Source organism: Paenibacillus sp. FSL R7-0345, assembly GCF_038595055.1.
Classification (GTDB): Bacteria; Bacillota; Bacilli; order Paenibacillales; family Paenibacillaceae; genus Paenibacillus_AQ.
Genome location: NZ_CP152002.1, coordinates 4362595 through 4380100, shown reverse-complemented (window position 1 = coordinate 4380100; position 17506 = coordinate 4362595). Strand labels below are relative to the sequence as shown.

General features: G+C 52.6%; 16 protein-coding genes. 11 read left to right on the top strand and 5 right to left on the bottom strand.

From position 1 onward, the window contains the following. Window positions 1-110 precede the first annotated feature (110 nt). The 3 genes from NST84_RS18860 to NST84_RS18850 all read left to right on the top strand — a co-directional run bounded on the left by NST84_RS18860 (window position 111) and on the right by NST84_RS18850 (window position 3095). Window positions 111-1565, top strand: a complete 1455-nt coding sequence (locus tag NST84_RS18860) for an MFS transporter (RefSeq protein WP_342561704.1) — start codon at window positions 111-113, stop codon at window positions 1563-1565. Between the two features lie 81 nt (window positions 1566-1646). Continuing rightward, entirely contained in the window at window positions 1647-2090 is a 444-nt protein-coding gene (locus NST84_RS18855) for a carboxymuconolactone decarboxylase family protein (protein WP_342561703.1), read from the top strand. 126 nt (window positions 2091-2216) lie between these two features. Beyond that, window positions 2217-3095, top strand: coding sequence for a sigma-70 family RNA polymerase sigma factor (locus NST84_RS18850; protein ID WP_342566471.1), 879 nt, complete (start codon window positions 2217-2219; stop codon window positions 3093-3095). A 115-nt stretch (window positions 3096-3210) separates the two neighbouring features. On the opposite strand, the gene NST84_RS18845 is transcribed toward NST84_RS18850, so the two are convergent. Both NST84_RS18845 and NST84_RS18840 read right to left on the bottom strand, forming a co-directional pair. Then, window positions 3211-4566 carry a PFL family protein gene (locus tag NST84_RS18845; protein WP_342566470.1) on the bottom strand — a complete coding sequence of 452 codons (1356 nt, stop codon included), beginning with the start codon at window positions 4564-4566 and terminating at the stop codon, window positions 3211-3213. A 24-nt stretch (window positions 4567-4590) separates the two neighbouring features. Beyond that, the gene (locus NST84_RS18840) at window positions 4591-4860 is read right to left on the bottom strand and encodes an ACT domain-containing protein (protein ID WP_342561702.1); all 270 of its coding nucleotides are present in this window, start codon (window positions 4858-4860) and stop codon (window positions 4591-4593) included. Window positions 4861-5085: 225 nt separating this feature from the next. Between NST84_RS18840 and NST84_RS18835 the strand changes: the two genes are divergently transcribed. The 5 genes from NST84_RS18835 (at window position 5086) to NST84_RS18815 (ending at window position 12180) form a co-directional block, all read left to right on the top strand. Beyond that, window positions 5086-6723 (top strand): diguanylate cyclase, encoded by a 1638-nt coding sequence (locus tag NST84_RS18835; RefSeq protein WP_342561701.1) that lies wholly within the window; start codon window positions 5086-5088, stop codon window positions 6721-6723. Window positions 6724-6762: 39 nt separating this feature from the next. Further along, a complete protein-coding gene (locus NST84_RS18830; protein ID WP_342561700.1) occupies window positions 6763-7143 on the top strand; it encodes a response regulator in 381 nt (126 codons plus the stop codon). Then, on the top strand, window positions 7121-10393 hold the full coding sequence (locus NST84_RS18825; protein WP_342561699.1) for an ATP-binding protein: 3273 nt from the start codon (window positions 7121-7123) through the stop codon (window positions 10391-10393). Before NST84_RS18830 ends, NST84_RS18825 begins: the two co-directional genes overlap by 23 nt. A 204-nt stretch (window positions 10394-10597) precedes the next feature. Next, on the top strand, window positions 10598-11572 hold the full coding sequence (locus tag NST84_RS18820; protein ID WP_342561698.1) for an aldo/keto reductase: 975 nt from the start codon (window positions 10598-10600) through the stop codon (window positions 11570-11572). Window positions 11573-11688: 116 nt separating this feature from the next. After that, window positions 11689-12180: a hypothetical protein gene (locus NST84_RS18815; protein WP_342561697.1), complete on the top strand. Its 492-nt coding sequence runs from the start codon at window positions 11689-11691 to the stop codon at window positions 12178-12180. A gap of 22 nt (window positions 12181-12202) precedes the next feature. Here the strand turns inward: NST84_RS18815 and NST84_RS18810 are convergent, their stop codons facing one another. Continuing rightward, complete coding sequence (locus tag NST84_RS18810; protein ID WP_342561696.1) at window positions 12203-13387, bottom strand: IS256 family transposase; 1185 nt, start codon at window positions 13385-13387, stop codon at window positions 12203-12205. A 127-nt stretch (window positions 13388-13514) separates the two neighbouring features. Here NST84_RS18810 and NST84_RS18805 point away from each other — a divergent pair, with 127 nt between their 5' ends. Continuing rightward, window positions 13515-13772, top strand: coding sequence for a hypothetical protein (locus tag NST84_RS18805; protein ID WP_342561695.1), 258 nt, complete (start codon window positions 13515-13517; stop codon window positions 13770-13772). A 2-nt stretch (window positions 13773-13774) separates the two neighbouring features. On the opposite strand, the gene NST84_RS18800 is transcribed toward NST84_RS18805, so the two are convergent. Continuing rightward, entirely contained in the window at window positions 13775-14461 is a 687-nt protein-coding gene (locus NST84_RS18800; protein WP_342561694.1) for a DUF421 domain-containing protein, read from the bottom strand. A 203-nt stretch (window positions 14462-14664) separates the two neighbouring features. Here NST84_RS18800 and lspA point away from each other — a divergent pair, with 203 nt between their 5' ends. Further along, window positions 14665-15141 carry a signal peptidase II gene (gene lspA, locus NST84_RS18795; RefSeq protein ID WP_342561693.1) on the top strand — a complete coding sequence of 159 codons (477 nt, stop codon included), beginning with the start codon at window positions 14665-14667 and terminating at the stop codon, window positions 15139-15141. Between the two features lie 90 nt (window positions 15142-15231). Here the strand turns inward: lspA and NST84_RS18790 are convergent, their stop codons facing one another. Further along, window positions 15232-15795: a PadR family transcriptional regulator gene (locus NST84_RS18790; protein ID WP_342561692.1), complete on the bottom strand. Its 564-nt coding sequence runs from the start codon at window positions 15793-15795 to the stop codon at window positions 15232-15234. Between the two features lie 150 nt (window positions 15796-15945). Here NST84_RS18790 and NST84_RS18785 point away from each other — a divergent pair, with 150 nt between their 5' ends. Further along, window positions 15946-17439 (top strand): DHA2 family efflux MFS transporter permease subunit, encoded by a 1494-nt coding sequence (locus NST84_RS18785; RefSeq protein WP_342561691.1) that lies wholly within the window; start codon window positions 15946-15948, stop codon window positions 17437-17439. The last annotated feature ends 67 nt before the right edge of the window (window positions 17440-17506 follow it).

The following is a 17506-nucleotide window of genomic DNA, read 5'->3' as shown; positions in this document are numbered from 1 at the left end:
AAAGTTTACCGGAAACTTGTTGCGCGTGCAACTAAATTGCTGTACACTGTGTAATGTAGATTGTTGCATACGCAACTAAATCTGAAAAATAAAGCAAGAGGGTGTTCGTATTGAGTTCTATTGGTGCAACCTATCAGGATGATGCAGCGATTCAGAAAAAACGCTGGATTATTCTAATCGTTCTTAACCTGTTTACATTTATGTCCACGTTGGACGGGAGTATTGTCAATATTGCCCTACCAGTGCTGGTAAAGCAGCTCAATCTGCCGGTAGCCCAGGTCGAATGGGTCACTACCGGTTATTTAATGGCTATTTGCTCCGTTATTCTGTTCTTCGGCAAGCTCGGCGATATGGTCGGCAAGATCAAAATTTTTAAAATTGGTACAATTGTGTTCATTATCGGGTCTCTGCTCTGCGGTCTCAGCACCAATCTTCCGTTTCTCATTGTCTCCCGGGTCATCCAGGCGATTGGTGCGTCGATGACGATGGCGAACAGCCAGGGGATTGTGACGGATATTTTCCCGGCTAATGAACGCGGCAAGGCGCTGGGCCTGATCGGGACCTTTGTGTCGCTGGGCAGCATCGCCGGTCCTAGCCTGGGCGGAATCATTGTGTCTACGCTGGGCTGGGAGTACATTTTCTGGGTGAATGTGCCGATTGGCCTGATTGCGATTGTGCTGGGGACAAAGGTACTGCCTAAAGATCTGGTCCGGGTAAAATCCAAAATCGATCTGCCGGGCAGCCTGCTGTTCTCTTTCTTTATCATTACCTTGTTCGCAGGCCTGCTGCTGGGGCAGCAGCTTGGATATAGCGACGGCCGGATCCTTGCGGCACTTGCTGCCGCTGCTGTCTCGTTTGCCGCTTTTCTGATTGTCGAGCTGCGCAGCCAAGCCCCATTGCTACAGCTGTCGCTCTTCAAAAATTCATTGTTTTCCTTAAGTATTCTGTGTGCTTTCCTGGTCTTTGCCGCCAATTTTTGCTTTAACATCATCTCGCCGTTCTATGCACAGAATATGCTGGGCCTGTCGCCGTTTTACGCCGGGTTCCTGCTGATGCTCTTCCCGATTTCGATGGTGATCATTGCACCGCTCAGCGGGGCACTCTCCGACAAAATCGGCTCCGAGTTTCTGACCTTTGCCGGCCTGATTGTAATGGTGATCGCCCAGTTTGGACTGGCCCGGCTCCATGAGGGAAGCTCCGTCATTCTCGTTGGCCTGTGGATTGCGATGCTCGGGGTCGGCAGCGGGCTGTTCCAGTCACCGAATAACTCGCTGATTATGAGCAAGGTGCCGCGCACCCAGCTCGGTTCAGCCGGCAGTGTCAATTCCCTGGTCCGCAACGTCGGTATGGTGGTCGGGATTACCATTGCCACCTCAATCCTGTTCAACGTAATGAGCAGCAGGGCCGGGTACCGGGTAACCGGGCTGGTTGCCGGCCGGCCGGATATTTTCCTCGCGGGAATGCATGTGGTGTTCATGACCTCTTCAGCCATTTGCCTTGTATCGGCGGTGCTGACTGGCTGGCGGATGATCACGATCCGTAAGAGCAAGCGGGCCCGGGCTTAAATTTTTTTTTTGCCGGATTTGTCACACATCTGCAGTCTGATTTGTCTCTATTAGTGAACAACACTTATGGAGGCGATTGAAATGAGCTTGAGATTCAATTACAGACAGGTTAACGCGCCCGCATTCCGGGCCTTGATGACAATGGAGCAGCATACGAGCGGACGCGGACTGGACAAGGTGCTTACCGAGCTGGTTAAAATAAGAGTGTCACAGATTAACGGCTGTGCGTTCTGCCTGGATATGCATGCCAAGGATCTGCTGAAGCTGGGGGATTACCAGGATAAGCTGGTTCTGGTCAGTGTGTGGCGCGAGGCGCCGGTTTTTACGGAGAAGGAAAGAGCAGTGCTGGAGCTTGCCGAGGCCGTTACCCATATCAGCCATGACGGTGTTCCGCAGGCAGTCTATGACAAGGTGCGCGAATTCGTCAGCGAAGAGGAGTACGTCGACTGGATCATGAGCATCAATATGATTAACAGCTGGAACCGGATTGCCATTTCTACAGGGATGTATCCGGGCTTGTTCTAAATAGAAGGAGCGGGGGGACAGCTTGTGTTAAATACACGCGACAGCAGAGCGGCAGGAACAGAGCATGGGAAGCCGGCGGATGCTGAACAACAGAAGGAAGCAGGGCGGGAGGCTGATTTCGGGGAGCTGTACGTTACCTATAAAAAATATGCCTTCTCGATCGCGTACCGTATGCTGGGCACAGTGGCAGATGCCGAGGATGTGGTCCAGGACTGCTTCGCCGACCTCCAGCATCGTGAGCGGAGCGGTATTGAGAACATCAGGGCCTATATCGCCAAAAGCATTACCAACCGCTGTCTGAACCTCCTGCAATCTGCTTCTGTCCGCAGGGAGACTTACGTCGGCGAATGGCTGCCTGAGCCGGTGAGTGAGCTGTACGACGGGCCGGAGGCGGTGGCTGAGCGAAAGGATACGCTCACCTTTGCCTTCCTGGTGCTGCTGGAGAAGCTGTCGCCGGTCGAAAGAGCGGTGTTTGTCCTCCGCGAAGCGTATCAATACGAGTATGAGACGATTGCCGGAATGATCGGCAAAACGGAAAGCAATTGCCGGCAGATATTCAGCCGCGTGAAGCGGACGCTGCAGGCAGCGCCTGCTGCGGAGGCGCTCACAACAGCGCCGGAGCAGGCCCGCAGGGGGCTGCTTCAGCGGTTTACAGCCGCTTTTACATCTCATGATGTGAGCGGGATGCTGGCGCTGCTGACCGAGCAGCCTGTACTTGTGGCCGACGGCGGCGGGCAGGATGTACATACCATCCTGCGGCCGATGATTGGCCGCAAAGGCGTGCTGGCCCTGTTAACCTCGCACAGAGTGCTCAGCCGGATGAGAAGCTGGGAGGCTGCTATTGAACAGGTTAACGGGGAGCCCAATCTTGTCTATAGATATCAGGGGGAAGTCAAAGGGGTGCTGTGTCTGGCCCTGAACCGCAGCGGGGAGCAGATCCAGAGCTTCTATCTGATTATGGGCCCGGAGAAGCTTGGCCATATCCTGCCTGCACCGGCCGATTAATTAAACCGCTATTATCTCTGAATGGATGCAAGCAACGCCTAACTGATCTGTTAATCGCAATACAAAAGCGCCGCCCGCCTAAATACATAGGGGGCGGCGCCTTTTGGCGTACATTCTAGTTCTTGAAGCTGTGGATCGGGGCGGGAATCCGGCCGCCGCGGTTAACAAATCCGGCGCAGTTAAACGGATTCACGGCCATAACCGGAGCATAGCCGAGCAGACCGCCGAATTCGACCATCTCGCCGACTTCCTTGCCGATTACCGGGATCACGCGGACTGCGGTCGTCTTGTTGTTGACCATACCGATGGCCGCTTCGTCGGCGATAATGCCGGAGATGGTCTCTTTGCTGGTGCTGCCCGGAATGGCGATCATATCGAGGCCGACCGAGCAGACGCAGGTCATAGCTTCCAGCTTCTCCAGCGTCAGCGCACCGCGCTGCACGGCCTGGATCATCCCGTGGTCCTCGCTGACCGGGATGAAGGCGCCGCTTAAACCGCCGACGTAGGAGGAGGCCATAACGCCGCCTTTTTTGACATTGTCATTAAGGATTGCCAGTGCGGCGGTAGTTCCCGGAGCCCCGGCTTCCTCCAGTCCCATAACCTGGAAGATTTCGGCGATGGAATCCCCGATCAGCGGAGTAGGCGCCAGTGACAGGTCGATAATGCCGAACGGCACGCCGAGCCGCTTAGAGGCTTCCTGGGCGACAAGCTGGCCGACCCGGGTTACCTTGAAGGCCGTCCGCTTGATGGTCTCGCAGAGCGTTTCGAAGTCCTGGCCCTTTACTTCCTCCAGCGCCCGCTTAATTACACCGGGTCCGCTGACACCCACGTTGATGACACATTCGCGCTCTCCGACCCCGTGGAAAGCGCCGGCCATGAACGGGTTGTCCTCTACCGCGTTGCAGAACACAACCAGCTTGGCGCAGCCGATCGAGTCACGGTCTTTGGTACGCGCTGCAGTCTGCAGAATAATGTCGCCCATCAGCTTGACGGCATCCATATTAATCCCGCTCCGGGACGAGCCCACGTTGACGGAGGAGCAGACACGTTCGGTTACAGCCAGCGCTTCCGGGATGCTGTCAATCAGGATGCGGTCCCCTTTGGTGCAGCCCTTCTGCACAAGTGCGGAGAATCCGCCGATAAAGTTAACACCGACTTCTTTGGCGGCCTTGTCCAGAATTTCTGCAACCGGCACATAGGTATCTGTATGTACAGCACCTGCAGCAATCGAAATCGGAGTAACGGAGATGCGCTTGTTGACGATCGGTACGCCGAACTGCCGCTCCAGCTCCTCGCCGGTCTTGACCAGCTTCTCGGCCGAGCGCGTAATTTTATCATAAACATTCTGGTTAAATACGCGCATGTCGGTATGGGCGCAGTCCATCAGGCTGATTCCCATTGTAATGGTGCGGACATCCAGATTCATTTCCCGGATCATCTGATTCGTTTCCTGTACTTCAACCCGTGATATCATTGTCATCGTCTCCTTTGGCTGCTAGATGCGGTGCATAATATTGAAGATATCCTCATGCTGGAGCTTGATCTCCACTCCGATATCCCCGCCGATCTGCTGCAGATCCAGGACGATGTCTTCAAAAGTCTTGCTTGGTGCGGAAATGTCGACAATCATCATCATGTTAAAATAGTCCTGCACAATCGTCTGCGAAATGTCCAGGATGTTCAGATTGTGCTCGGCAAGGTATGTACAGACTCTGGCGATAATCCCTACTTTGTCTTTTCCCAGTACAGTAATAATTCCTTTCAATGAAAAAGCCTCCTATTAATTTAATCTTCATCGCCGCTTTAACGGGATGAACCGTTTTTATCATTATTGCAAATGGCGGCACAGTCATCAACCAAAGGTTTTTTGTCGGTTTGATTACAATTTTGATCTTGACGTTTTTATTCTTTACAATAGTGTTGACAGTATATGAAAAAAATGATGAACTGATAGCTTGACAGTTTGATAGTACGTTTCAAAGGAGTATACATGACGACTACGAGAAAATATAAAGAGCTGGTGGAGCAGCGGACTAGGCAGACTCTGGAAAAGTGGGCGGGGCAGCAGTCGGTCGGGGAGCGGGAGATATACCGTTTTCTGCATAATCTGAAGGGAACTGCGGGAACAGTCGGCTTGGACGTTGTAGAGCAGTTTGCCGGCAGTGCGCAGCTGTATTTCTCGGATCATAGTGACAAAGTCTGGCTGGAGGCAGAGTGGCGCGAGGTTTTATTTCCTTTGCTCGGTCTGTTCGGCCGTGAGGAATCTACAGGGGCGGTGCCCGATACCGCTCATGAGGTCAGCCTGTCAGACGGCACAATCCAGCAGAAATATGAAATTTTGCTCGTTGACGATGATGTGGAGCTGGTGGCCTTTTTAAGAGAATCGCTGGAGCGCCAGTCCTATTATGTGAATATAGCCATGTCGGCTGAGCGCGGGCTCAAGCTGTTTTATGAAAGCCGGCCGGATATGATTCTGCTGGACATCCTGCTGCCGGATCAGAGCGGAATAGATGTGCTGCACCAGATTATCGGCAAAGCTAAAAAAGAGCGGATTCCGATCATTATCATCAGCGGCGAGTATTCCAAGGACATCCAGTTGTACGCGTATTCTTTAGGTGTGATGGATTACCTGCCTAAGCCGGTGGATATCGATCTGTTCCTGATGCTGATTAAAAACCGCTTTGAGCTGAAGAAGGAGTGGCAGAAGTCCATTATTATCGATGAGCTGACCGGTGCGTTTAACCGCAAATATTTTAATCAGACGATGAAACAGCTGATATCTGATTTCAGACGGACTGAACGGACCTTTTCGCTGGCGCTGATGGATCTGGACCATTTCAAGCAGATCAATGATACGTATGGACATCTTGTCGGGGACGAGGTGCTGCAGACCTTTTCCGAGCTGGTAAGGGGCTCAATCCGGGTGGAAGATACCTTCTGCCGTTATGGGGGAGAGGAGTTTGCGCTGTTTATGCCCAATACGCCGGCAGACTCTGCGCTGCTTGTGGTTGAACGGATTCAGCGGCAGTTCGCGGGGATGGATTTCCAGGCCAAGCATGAGCAGTTCCGTGTAACCTTTTCATGCGGAATTACCGAAATCCGGGTTACACGGGATGATCCGAAGGCGCTGATCGGGGATGCGGACCAGGCACTGTATGCCAGCAAGCATGCCGGTAGAAATCAGACAACCCTGTACGATGATTACCTCCCGGTTGGCAAGGCGGAGAAGCTGCTGAAGGTCATTATGGTTGATGACGATGCGCTGATGCGCAGAATCGTTGTCCAGCAGTTCATGGAGTGGAAGCCGGAGAATATCTCCAGGGTCGAGGTGACCAGCTTCGAAAGCGGGGTCCGGTTCCTTCAATCTGACTGGTATTCTCCCGATGATAAATATATCGTCCTGCTGGACGGCGTTATGCCGGGGCTGGACGGGCTGGAGGTGCTGGAGCAGCTCCGCGGCCGCTATCCGGAGATCAATCTTCTTGTCATTATGCTTACCGGCCGTAATGAACAGCAGGATATTATCCACGCGCTGCAGATGGGGGCGGACGATTATATCATTAAGCCGTTCCACCTACCGGAGCTGCTGATCAGGGTCGAACGGCTGGCACACAGGTTTTTATTTTAAGGCAAGCAGCGTCACTGCAAATTGAAAGGTGAGAGAAAGATGCAAAAGGTATTAATTGTTGATGATGAAGATGTATTGCGTATGCTGATTGAAGACACCCTCGAGGATCTGGAGGAGGTTGAGCTTCATACTGCGGAGAACGGGCGCGAGGCGATGACCAAGCTGTCTAACAACGAGTTCGATCTGGTCATTCTGGATTATATGATGCCGGAGCTGACCGGAATTGAAGTGCTGGGCCTGCTGAGCGATGAGATCAAGTCGGCTACTCCCATTCTGATGCTGACTGCCAAGGCGCAGGAAGGTGACCGGATCAGAGCCAGAGAAGCGGGAGCCCGCTATTTTATGCCTAAGCCGTTCAGCCCGATGGAGCTGCTGCAGATTGTGGAGGGAATTCTTGGTGATCAGAAGAAACCTCAGTAAAATGAGCATCAAAAACAAATATTTCCGCATAATTGCCGGATTGATTACAGCTGTTTTATTGTCAGGTATTGGTCTCTTTGTTTACATACATGCAGAGCAGGCCCGCTTGAACCATGATCAGGAAGTGCTGCAGAACAAGGCGGCTACGATCAACGAGATGGCAGTTACGCTGAATGATGTGTTTTTCCGGGTCAGAGGATACAGTCTGCTCAAGAGCGGCAATGAGCTTCAGCTGGCTTATGATGCGCTGGACAAGCTCAGGGATGTGCTCGCTGACTATTCCGGGCTCAAGCTTTCTGCAGAGGAAGCCAGCTTCAAGGAAGACTTGGCGGCATTTGTGGACCAGTACCGGAATGTGACCCTGCCCAAGGCCATCGGCTTTGTCGAGCAGGATGATTATACAAGCCTGCGAGCTCTGGCAAGTGACGGCAATACGCAGGCAGTGAATGAGTTCATAACATATACCAAAGCGTACAAAATGCGTTCCGACAAGCAGCTGAACGATATGGTGGATCATTCCCTGAGCCGTGCGAATGAGTTTACGCTGCTGGCCTTCGGCTTAAGCACACTGCTGCTGCTGCTGTTCACCCTGATGATCTGGCGGATGCTCAAAATCCTCATCGATCCGATCGTTAAGCTCGAGGAGGCTACCAATTCGCTGGCTGCCGGAGAGGGCGTAATGCTCGGCAAGCTGCATAAGCAGGATGAAATCGGGCGTCTTTACGAGGCGTTCCTCAATATGGCGCACAGCATCCAGGATAAAGAGGAAGAGCTGATGATGCAGAATGAGGAGCTCCATGCCCAGCAGGATGAGCTTCAGGATCAGCAGTTCAAGCTGGAACGCTCGCTTGGCGAGATCGAGAGCATGATGAAGGCGCTGGACCAGTCATCCGCTGTAGCCATCCTATCGCCTAAGGGCATCTTTACGTATGCCAATGAGAATATGAGCGAATATACGGGCTACAAAAATCATGAGCTGATCGGCTTTACTTACCGGCTGCTTGATTTGAAGAATCTTGCTGCCGGTCAGATGCAGCAGATTGTCGGCAAGCTGAGCACCGGCGGTGTATGGAGTGACGAGGTGCTGATGGATAAGAAGAACGGCACCCCGCTCTGGCTGCAAATGGCTATTATGCCTTATCTGAATGATGAAGGGCAGATTTACCAGTACATCCTGATTGCGAATGATATTACCTCCATGAAAAATGTCCAGCAAGAGCTGGCGGAGACGCTCAAGCGTACGGAACAGACCAAAATCATGCTGGAGCGCAGCAATCAGCTGAATCACGATATTACCTACACGCTCGACAAACAGGAGTTCGCCGAGAAGTTCATCGAATTTATGAACCGGCAGTATGCCTTTGATTCCAGCGTTTTTTTCCTGGTAAAGGATCAGATTACGGTGGTCCGGGGAGTTCCCCAGGAGAATGTTGAGCGTTACCTGGGCAGCGAGAGCGGCAACATGCTCCACCGGATGCAGACGGAGAAATCCTATATTACCAAACGTCCGGCCACGCTACGGGAACAGGGAATCGCACCTGAGCCGGTTCTCTCTTATGATTACTATTCGACCGTTGTAAATGCCGAGAACGAGGTGCTCGCTGTCTTCTGCGGAACCCGGATCGGGCATTCCTTCAGCGACGACGAGATCAACGAAATTCAGGGCATGATGAACCGGGTGGCCCTGGCCATCGAGCGTCTGTTCATGTATGAGGAGATAGAGCACGGCCGCAGGCTGAACCGGGACATCGTGAACAATGTCAATGAGGGTATCCAGTTTGTACAGATGGACGGCAGCATGCTGCAGATGAATCAGTCCCTGGCGCAGCTGTTCAACTATCATGACTGGTCAGAAGGTGATCTGATTCCGCAAGAGCGCTGGATGAGACATTTCATCCGGACAGCCAATGAATCGGAAGAGCTTGAACTATTCTACCAGAAGGCCATGTCCGAGTATTTCATAGAGTCCAGCTCCATGAAATATTCCATCGGCTCAGATCCGCTGAAGCATGTGGATATGTACGCCATACCGGTCTTCCGCCGGGAGATGCGCTTCGGGACGCTGTTCGTCCACCGCGACATCACCCGCGAATATGAGCTTGATCTGATGAAATCAGAGCTGGTCAGTACAGTCAGCCACGAGCTGCGGACCCCGCTGTCGAGCGTGCTGGGCTTCACCGAGCTGCTGCTGTCCAGAACGATGAAACCGGAGAAGCAGCTGAAATATCTGGAGACCATTCACCGGGAGGCCCAGCGGCTGACCGATCTGATCAATGATTTTCTGGATCTGCAGCGGATGGAATCCGGCACCCAGCAGTACAATCCGCAGCCGCTTAGCCTCAGCGAGCTTGTCCTTGGCGTTATTGATCAATACAAGCTCAGCGGCACGCATACTTTCCTGTTCGAGGATGAGGCACATAACGCCGAGGTTGAGGTAGACCGGGATAAAATCGTACAGGTGATGACGAATCTGCTCAGCAATGCAATCAAATTTTCTCCCGGTGCCTCCGAGATCAGGGTTTCACTGCATAACGAGGCTGACAGCATTATCGTACAGATTCAGGATCATGGACTGGGCATTCCCCAGAACCAGATCGGCCAGCTGTTCCAGAAGTTCAGAAGGGTGGACAACAGTGCCTCGAAACGGATCGGCGGAACCGGACTGGGTCTTGCTATCTGTAAAGAAATTATCGAGAAGCAGAAGGGCTCTATCGGCATTGAGTCGGAGGAAGGTGTAGGCTCGACAGTATGGTTCAGCCTTCCCGTTGTGCAAACCTCGGGTAGCCGTCATGAAGACGAGCCGGTCAAGCTGAGTGCCGAAAAGGATCAGAAGCCGAACGTAATGATTGTGGAGGATGATTACAGCCTGTCTCTGCTGCTCTCCGAGGAGCTGAAGGGCAAGGGCTTCCGCGTAACCCACCATTATCATCCGCAGCAGGCTTTTGAACAGGCGCTCAAGACCCCGTTCGTGGCCATCGTTGTGGATCTGATGCTCGGCGATGAGCTGGACGGCTGGGATCTGATCCGGATGCTGAAGAACGACAGACGCACCGAACATGTGCCGATTGTCATTTCTTCCGCGCTGGATAAGACGGACAAGAATATGATGGATAATGTGCAAAAATATCTGACCAAGCCGTATCCGCCGAATGAGCTGACCGGCACCCTGCAGGAGATTGTAAACAATATCAGCCAGGGGACCGGGGAAGTGCTGTTTCCGGACAGCGGACAATCAGATGAACAGCAGTAATTAGTAGGACGGGCGTATCTTATACAGGATAACGCCTGTTTTTTTTTTATAATTGCGGGGTCCCCGGAAAGTACCTGGGTCAGCATCCATGAAAGGCTTCACTTTGTGGGGGAAAGAAAAAGCTTGCCTTATAGTGGACTCTAAGGGGTATAGTGGAAAATGAATGGCGGACAACCACTAAGGGATTAAAGGGAGGAAATACGAGTGAAGTACAGTTATTTGGGTAAATCAGGCCTTAAGGTTAGCCAGCTCTGTCTCGGAACGATGAATTTTGGCCCGGAAACCGAAGAGAAGGATGCTTTCCGGATTATGGATGCCGCGCTGGATGCGGGAATTAACTTTTTTGATACGGCCAACGTCTACGGGGGCCAGGAACGCCGCGGCTGGACAGAGGAAATTATCGGACGCTGGTTTAAGCAGGGCGGCGGACGGCGCGAGAAGGTGGTGCTGGCGACCAAAGTATACGGTGATATGTTTGATGAGCTTGACGGGCCTAACTCCGGCTCCGGCTTGTCTGCCTATAAGATCAGACGTCATCTCGACGGTTCACTGAAGCGTCTGCAGACTGATCATATTGAGCTGTACCAGATGCACCACGTTGACCGGAATGTATCGTGGGATGAGCTGTGGGGCGCATTCGAGAATGCCATCGCCCAGGGGAAAATCGATTATATCGGCTCCAGCAACTTTGCGGGCTGGCATATTGCTGCTGCCCAGGCCCAGGCTAAAGCGCGCAATTTCCTCGGCCTCGTCTCGGAGCAGCATCTGTACAACCTGCTGGAGCGGACACCGGAGCTGGAGGTTCTGCCTGCTTCGCAGGAGCTTGGCCTCGGCGTTATTCCGTGGAGCCCGCTGGCCGGCGGGCTGCTGGGCCGCAACGCGCTGGCCAAGAGCGGCGTACGCAGCGCCCGCTCAGCCAAGCTGGAGCAGAACCGCAGCAAGCTGGAGCAGTTCTCCGCGCTCTGCAGAGAGCTGGGCGAGCATGAGGATCAGGTTGCTCTGGCCTGGGTGCTGGCTAATCCGGCGGTTACAGCCCCGATTATCGGGCCAAGAACGATTGAACAGTTTGAAGATTCACTGCGCGTAACCGAAATCGAGCTGGATGGGGAAACCCTGAAAAAGCTGGATGAAATCTTCCCGGGTCCGGGCCGTCCGGCACCGGAGGCTTACGCCTGGTAAATAGCTGTTAACAGCAAAGGAGCGGCTTCCCGTTAACAGGGAGGCCGCTCCTTTGTGTTGAGGTCGTGCAGGGAAGGAATGCCTCTGAAATCGCCAAATGTGGGCGGGAGGCGGAAATGAAGAGCAAAAATGCCTCTGAAATCGCCAAATGTGGGCGGGAGGCGGAAATGAAGAGCAAAAATGCCTCTGAAATCGCCAAAGGTGGGCGGGAGGGCGAGATGAAGAGCAAAAAAGCCTCTGAAATCGCCAAAGGTGGGCGGGAGGGCGAAATGAAGAGCAAAAAAGCCTCTGAAATCGCCAAAGGTGGGCGGGAGGCGGAAATGAAGAGCAAAAATGCCTCTGAAATCGCCAAAAGTGGGCGGGAGGGCGAAATGAAGAGCAAAAATGCCTCTGAAATCGCCAAATGTGGGCGGGAGGGCGAAATGAAGAGCAAAAAAGCCTCTGAAATCGCCAAATGTGGGCGGGAGGGTGAAATGAAGAGCAAAAATGCCTCTGAAATCGCCAAAGGGGTAGCGTCAAGAAGTTTGTGTAAGAAAGTGAAAAGTGGGTTCTCAGGTCTTTATTATTTCAATATGGGTGTTCTAGGGGCGGGGGAACCCCGGCCCTAGAACACGGGAATTAGGTTGCTTGCTACAGGTCTTCTAGCACCGGGTACCTGGCTTCAAACATAGCAGTCAGTTTCTTCCGGACTCCCGGATCGCCAAAGCCACGAGTGACTCGCTCGGCAAAACGGCTGTTGTACTCCATTATTTCAAGGTAAATAATTTTCTCTGCTGCGTCCATGTTCGTCAGACTGTTCATCGGCTTAAGACGCTTGCGGATTTCCTTGTTCATTCGTTCAATTGGATTCGAGGTGTAAATGGCCTCCTTTATGAGCGGAGGGTACTTGTAGAATGTCAGCAAGGTAGAGAATTGGTTCTCCCAAGACTGTAACTCTTTTGAATACAACTTGCCCCATTTCGCCTTCACCGTATCGAACGCAGCCAGTGCTAATTCATGGTCTACAGCTGTATACACTGTCTTCAAATCTTCAAAAAAATCGGTCTTGTGCTGAACCCGAATATTAGGAAAGGTTCCACGGATTTTGTGGACGACGCAGTGCTGCACATCCGCCTTGGGATAGGTTTCACGGAAGGCGGTATCTAGTCCTGGCAGCCCGTCAAATACACCCAGCAAGACTTCATGGACGCCGCGGCTGTACAGATCTTTAAGCACCTCACGCCAGCCGTTTGCGCTCTCCTGGCCGCCGACATAGAAGCCAAGGATCTGGCGCTGTCCATCTTCGTCGATTCCCATCGCGAAATAGACGACTTCACCACTCACGGTTCCGCGCTTCAGTTTGACGTATAAACCATCCAGATAGATGACCGAGTAACGTTTGTTTAGCGGCCGTTTCTGCCATTGCTGGATGTCTTCGAGTACAGTTGCTGTAATGTTGCTGACGGTGGTCGCAGAGTAGTGGCTGCCAAACATACTTTCAATGAAACGGGCTACATCCCGTGTGCCCATGCCTGCTTTGTACATTTGGATGACAGCCTCTTCTAGCCAACCGTCTCGTCTTTGGTACGGTTCAAACATCTGAGTCTGGAATAGGCCCTGACGGTCGCGGGGGACCTCTAGATCCTCCACATTGCCATACTTCGTGTGTAGATTTCGGGTGTAGTATCCGTTGCGGCTGTTGCGTGTACCGGCAGCTTCACTGGACATGAAGGCCCCAATTTCCGCACGCAGGATCGATTCCAAATTTTCTTTTACGAAGTCAGTGACAAGTTTTTCAAATAGATTATTCAGCATATTTTCGGGTACAATAGTCATTGAGTAGGGCTCCTTCTCGGTGGTGTGGTAATCCCGAGAATACCCTACTTTTTTGTTGCCTGCTAGGCTCCAAATCTTGGTACACAACTTATTTTACGCCATCGCCAAAGGTGGGCGGGAGGCGGAAATGAAGAGCAAAAATGCCTCTGAAATCGCCAAAAGTGGGCGGGAGGCGAAAATGAAGAGCAAAAATGCCTCTGAAATCGCCAAAGGTGGGCGGGAGGGCGAAATGAAGAGCAAAAAAGCCTCTGAAATCGCCAAAGGTGGGCGGGAGGGCGAAATGAAGAGCAAAAATGCCTTTGAAATCGCCAAAGGTGGGCGAGAGGCGGAAATGAAGAGCAAAAATGCCTCTGAAATCGCCAAAAGTCTGCCCTCTCGCCAGTGACCTTAGTGCGAAACCGAGGAGATGACAGCCAGCTCGCCCTCTTCTGTAATTTCTGCGTAAGCTACGGACTGTGGTCCGTTATAGCCCAGCTTGCGGAGCTCCTTGGCCAGCCATTCTTCGTCATGCCCGAGCCTGTCGAGGGTTCCCCGCTGGACAATCCCGTCTTCAATGACGCTTTTCGGCAGGACGGATTCCGATACAGGGACCAGCAGATCCTCCCGGGTGGCCGGCTCGTATTGCGCTTTTTTGAGGATGCTCAGAGAGCCGTTTGTTTCATAGATGGCATAAGCGACCTCGCTGACGGAAAAGGTGTCCTTCGCCCGCAGCATCATCCGCAGCTGCTCGAAATCCAGTTTATTTTTGCGGAGCTTGCCCATATCCATTTTTCCGTCCCGGATCAGAATTTCCGGCTCGCCCTCCAGCGGTTTGCGGAGCTTGGGCAGGCGGAGGGTTATTTTTTCAAAAGTAATTGATAATATAGTCCATACCGCCAGCGTAAACAGCAGCATCAGCACGGTATGCTCTTTTTCATAAATCGTTTCGCCGACAAGATCGCCCAGGATAACCGCCGAAATGAAGTCGAACGGAGTGAGGGCGGAAATTTCCTTTTTGCCGAGCAGCCGGGTCATTGCCCATAGTCCGATAAAGCCTGCAACCAGTTTGATGAGTATCAGTCCGTATTCTTCCATGCGGTGCCCGCCTCCAGTCGGTCAATCTATCTAAGAATGTTTAACCATTAGCGATTTGCTCGTAACAGATGCCTGTCTTTACCGGCTGGCAGATGAAACCTATGTCAAATGTGGCAAAGATGAAAACAGCTGCCCGCATGTGATAAGCTGAAGGAAGAATAACCGGTTGAAGAAAATCAGACAAAGTAAAGGAGGCGCTGGTTTTGCTTTTTTATGTAATTGCAATACTGGTATTTGCGGCAGACCAGGCTGCCAAGTGGATTGTACGGGCAAATATGCAGCTCGGGGAAATTATACCGTTCTGGGAAGGTCATCTGACGTTTTCTTATTATGAGAACAGCGGTGCAGCCTTCAGCTCGTTTCAGGGGTACGGAAAATATTTTGCCATAGTATCAGTGGTATTTGTGGCAGTAGTGTTCTACTATCGGCGTAAGGGAGAGCTGAAGGGACCGCTTCTCGAGGCTGCCAGCGGTTTTCTGGTCGGCGGGGCTGCCGGCAACGGGCTTGACCGTGTGCTGTATCATCAGGTGACTGATTTTCTGGTGTTCGGCGATGGCGGGGGAATCCTGAATCTGGCTGATCTTGCGATTAATGCAGGAACGCTGCTGTTCATCCTTCATCTGATTGTGGAACAAGTAAAGAGCAGCCTGCAGAAGCGCAAGCAAATCAACCACAGCTGAAAATGTTCAAAATGAAAAGGCTGTCCGCAAGTCATGAAAAGATGACTTGCGGACAGCCTTTTGGCATGCGGTACAGCAGGCTCACCAGACCTATTCGGCCGGCGGCGGGTTGCCCTGCTCCATTTCGCCTATCGCCCACTCGCAGAATTCTATGGAGGCCTTCATCGCCATTACCCGCTTCTGAAGCAGCAGGTAGCGCCCGAAGGTGGTTGCCTTCAGCTCCCGGGTCTCCCCGCGCTCATCGCGCAGAGCTTCGTTGGCTTTGAGCAGCAGCTTGTAGCGCTCAAGCTCACTGCGGTTAAACTCCGCCCGCTGCAGCAGCAGCGCCTTGGCTTCCTCCGGCTCGGTCAGCCAGAGGCTGTACAGCTTGAAATGCAGCTCATCGCGCAGGACGGCTGGTTCTGCCGGCTGCCTGACCCATTCCTGCAGAACGGCGATACCTTCTTCTGTAATAGTGTATATTTTTTTATCCGGCTTGTCGGACTGCTCAATCCGCTCGTGTCGGATATAGCCGTTTTCCTCCATCCTTTGCAGCAGGGGATAGATCTGGCTGTGGCCTGCCCGCCATAAAGGCTTGATGCCCTGAGTCAGTTCATAGCCCGTCAGGGGATTTGCTGTAAGCAATGCAAGCAGCCCGTAAGACAGTGTATTCATGGCTGTAGTGTCCTCCAGTCTCTGTTAATCCGATTTTACTGCAGATAGCTCCTATATGTCAGCATTGACATATATATTGTGTGATTATAACATTAATAAAGTCAAGTTACATATGTAAAAGTAGACATATAGATGAGGAGGGAATCATTCTTGGAAGCTGCAATTAAAGGCAAAATTCATTTCTGGCCGGTTATGACCGCCATTTTTTTCGGGAATTTTCTCTCCGTGCTCAGCACGACAACGATAAATATAGCCGTTCCGATCCTGATGGATCATTTCCAGACCGGGCTGCACACGATGCAATGGATGGTTACCGGGTTTATGCTCGCTACAGGAGTTACAGCGCCGCTGGCCGGATATCTGGGCGGCCGGTTCAGTTACAAGCGCCTGTATACGTTCGCGTTAACGGGCTTTACTCTATTTTCACTGCTGTGTGCCGTCTCCTGGAATCCTGCGATGCTGATCGTATTCCGCATGCTGCAGGGCTCCTGCAGCGGACTGATTATGGCCTGTACGATGACCATCATCTTTCAGGTCATTCCGCAGGAGCGCCGGCCCTTTGCCGTCAGCCTGTGGTCGCTGTCGGCCATGGTGGCTCCGGCGATCGGCCCTACCTTCAGCGGCTGGCTGCTCCAGTTCGCCAGCTGGCACTGGCTGTTCCTGATCAACCTGCCTGTCGGGGTGGCAGCAATCATCCTGACGCAGCTGCTGATTCCCTATTACCGGATGAATGTTCCGAAGTCCTTTGATGTGCCGGGGCTGTTAACGGTTGTATTAGGCAGCCTGTCTCTGCTGGGTGCATTCAGCCAGGGCGGCAGCTGGGGCTGGACCTCCTGGAAGACAATGTCCTTGATCGCGCTCGGCATTGTCTTACTTATTTTGTTTGTGCTGCGGGAGCTGAAGGCTGAGGTACCGCTGCTTAACCTGCGTGTATTAAAAAACCGGCGGTTTACGGCGATGCTGAGCATCTATAGCATTGTTACGGTAGCCATGTATGCCGGAACCTATCTGACACCGCTGTTCCTGCAGACGGTAGAAGGGGCTACTACGCTCAAGACCGGCCTGATTCTGCTTCCTTCATCCGTGCTGCTGGCACTGCTCAGTCCGGTGGTCGGCAAGCTTTACCCGCGTTTCGGTCCGGTGAAGCTGATCGCCGCCGGTATCGCCTTCATCTTTGCCGGCCTGTTTCTGATGAGCAGGCTGCATGTGGGCATCGACCATAACTTTATATTGTGGGCGATGGTTGTACGGAACCTGGGGATCGGGCTGGCGAATGTTCCGAGCAGTACCGCATCCATGGAGGAAATCCCGGCGGAATGGTCCGGGCATGCGACCTCGATTAATAACTGGGTGCGCAATGTGCTCAGCTCACTCGCGATTGCTGTATTTACCTCGCTGCTGTCGAGCAGGGAGGCAGTACATGCGAAGGAGCTGGCCGGAACCGCCGGGACATCTGGCAGCGGAAATATCGGACTGATGTCCTTTACAATGGGTGTGAATGACGTGTTTGTGGTTGCAGCGCTGCTGGTGCTGACCGGATTCCCGCTGATGCTGCTCATTCGCCGAAAACGGGGGAATATCCCTGCTGAAGGGCTGCTTGAAGGAAACGGAATGCTCAAAAAGGAGTCAGGAGCAAAATTGTAATATCAGATTATCTAATGCAACTTATCATTAATAATAATGAAGCGGCCCAAATCGGAGTGTTTTACTC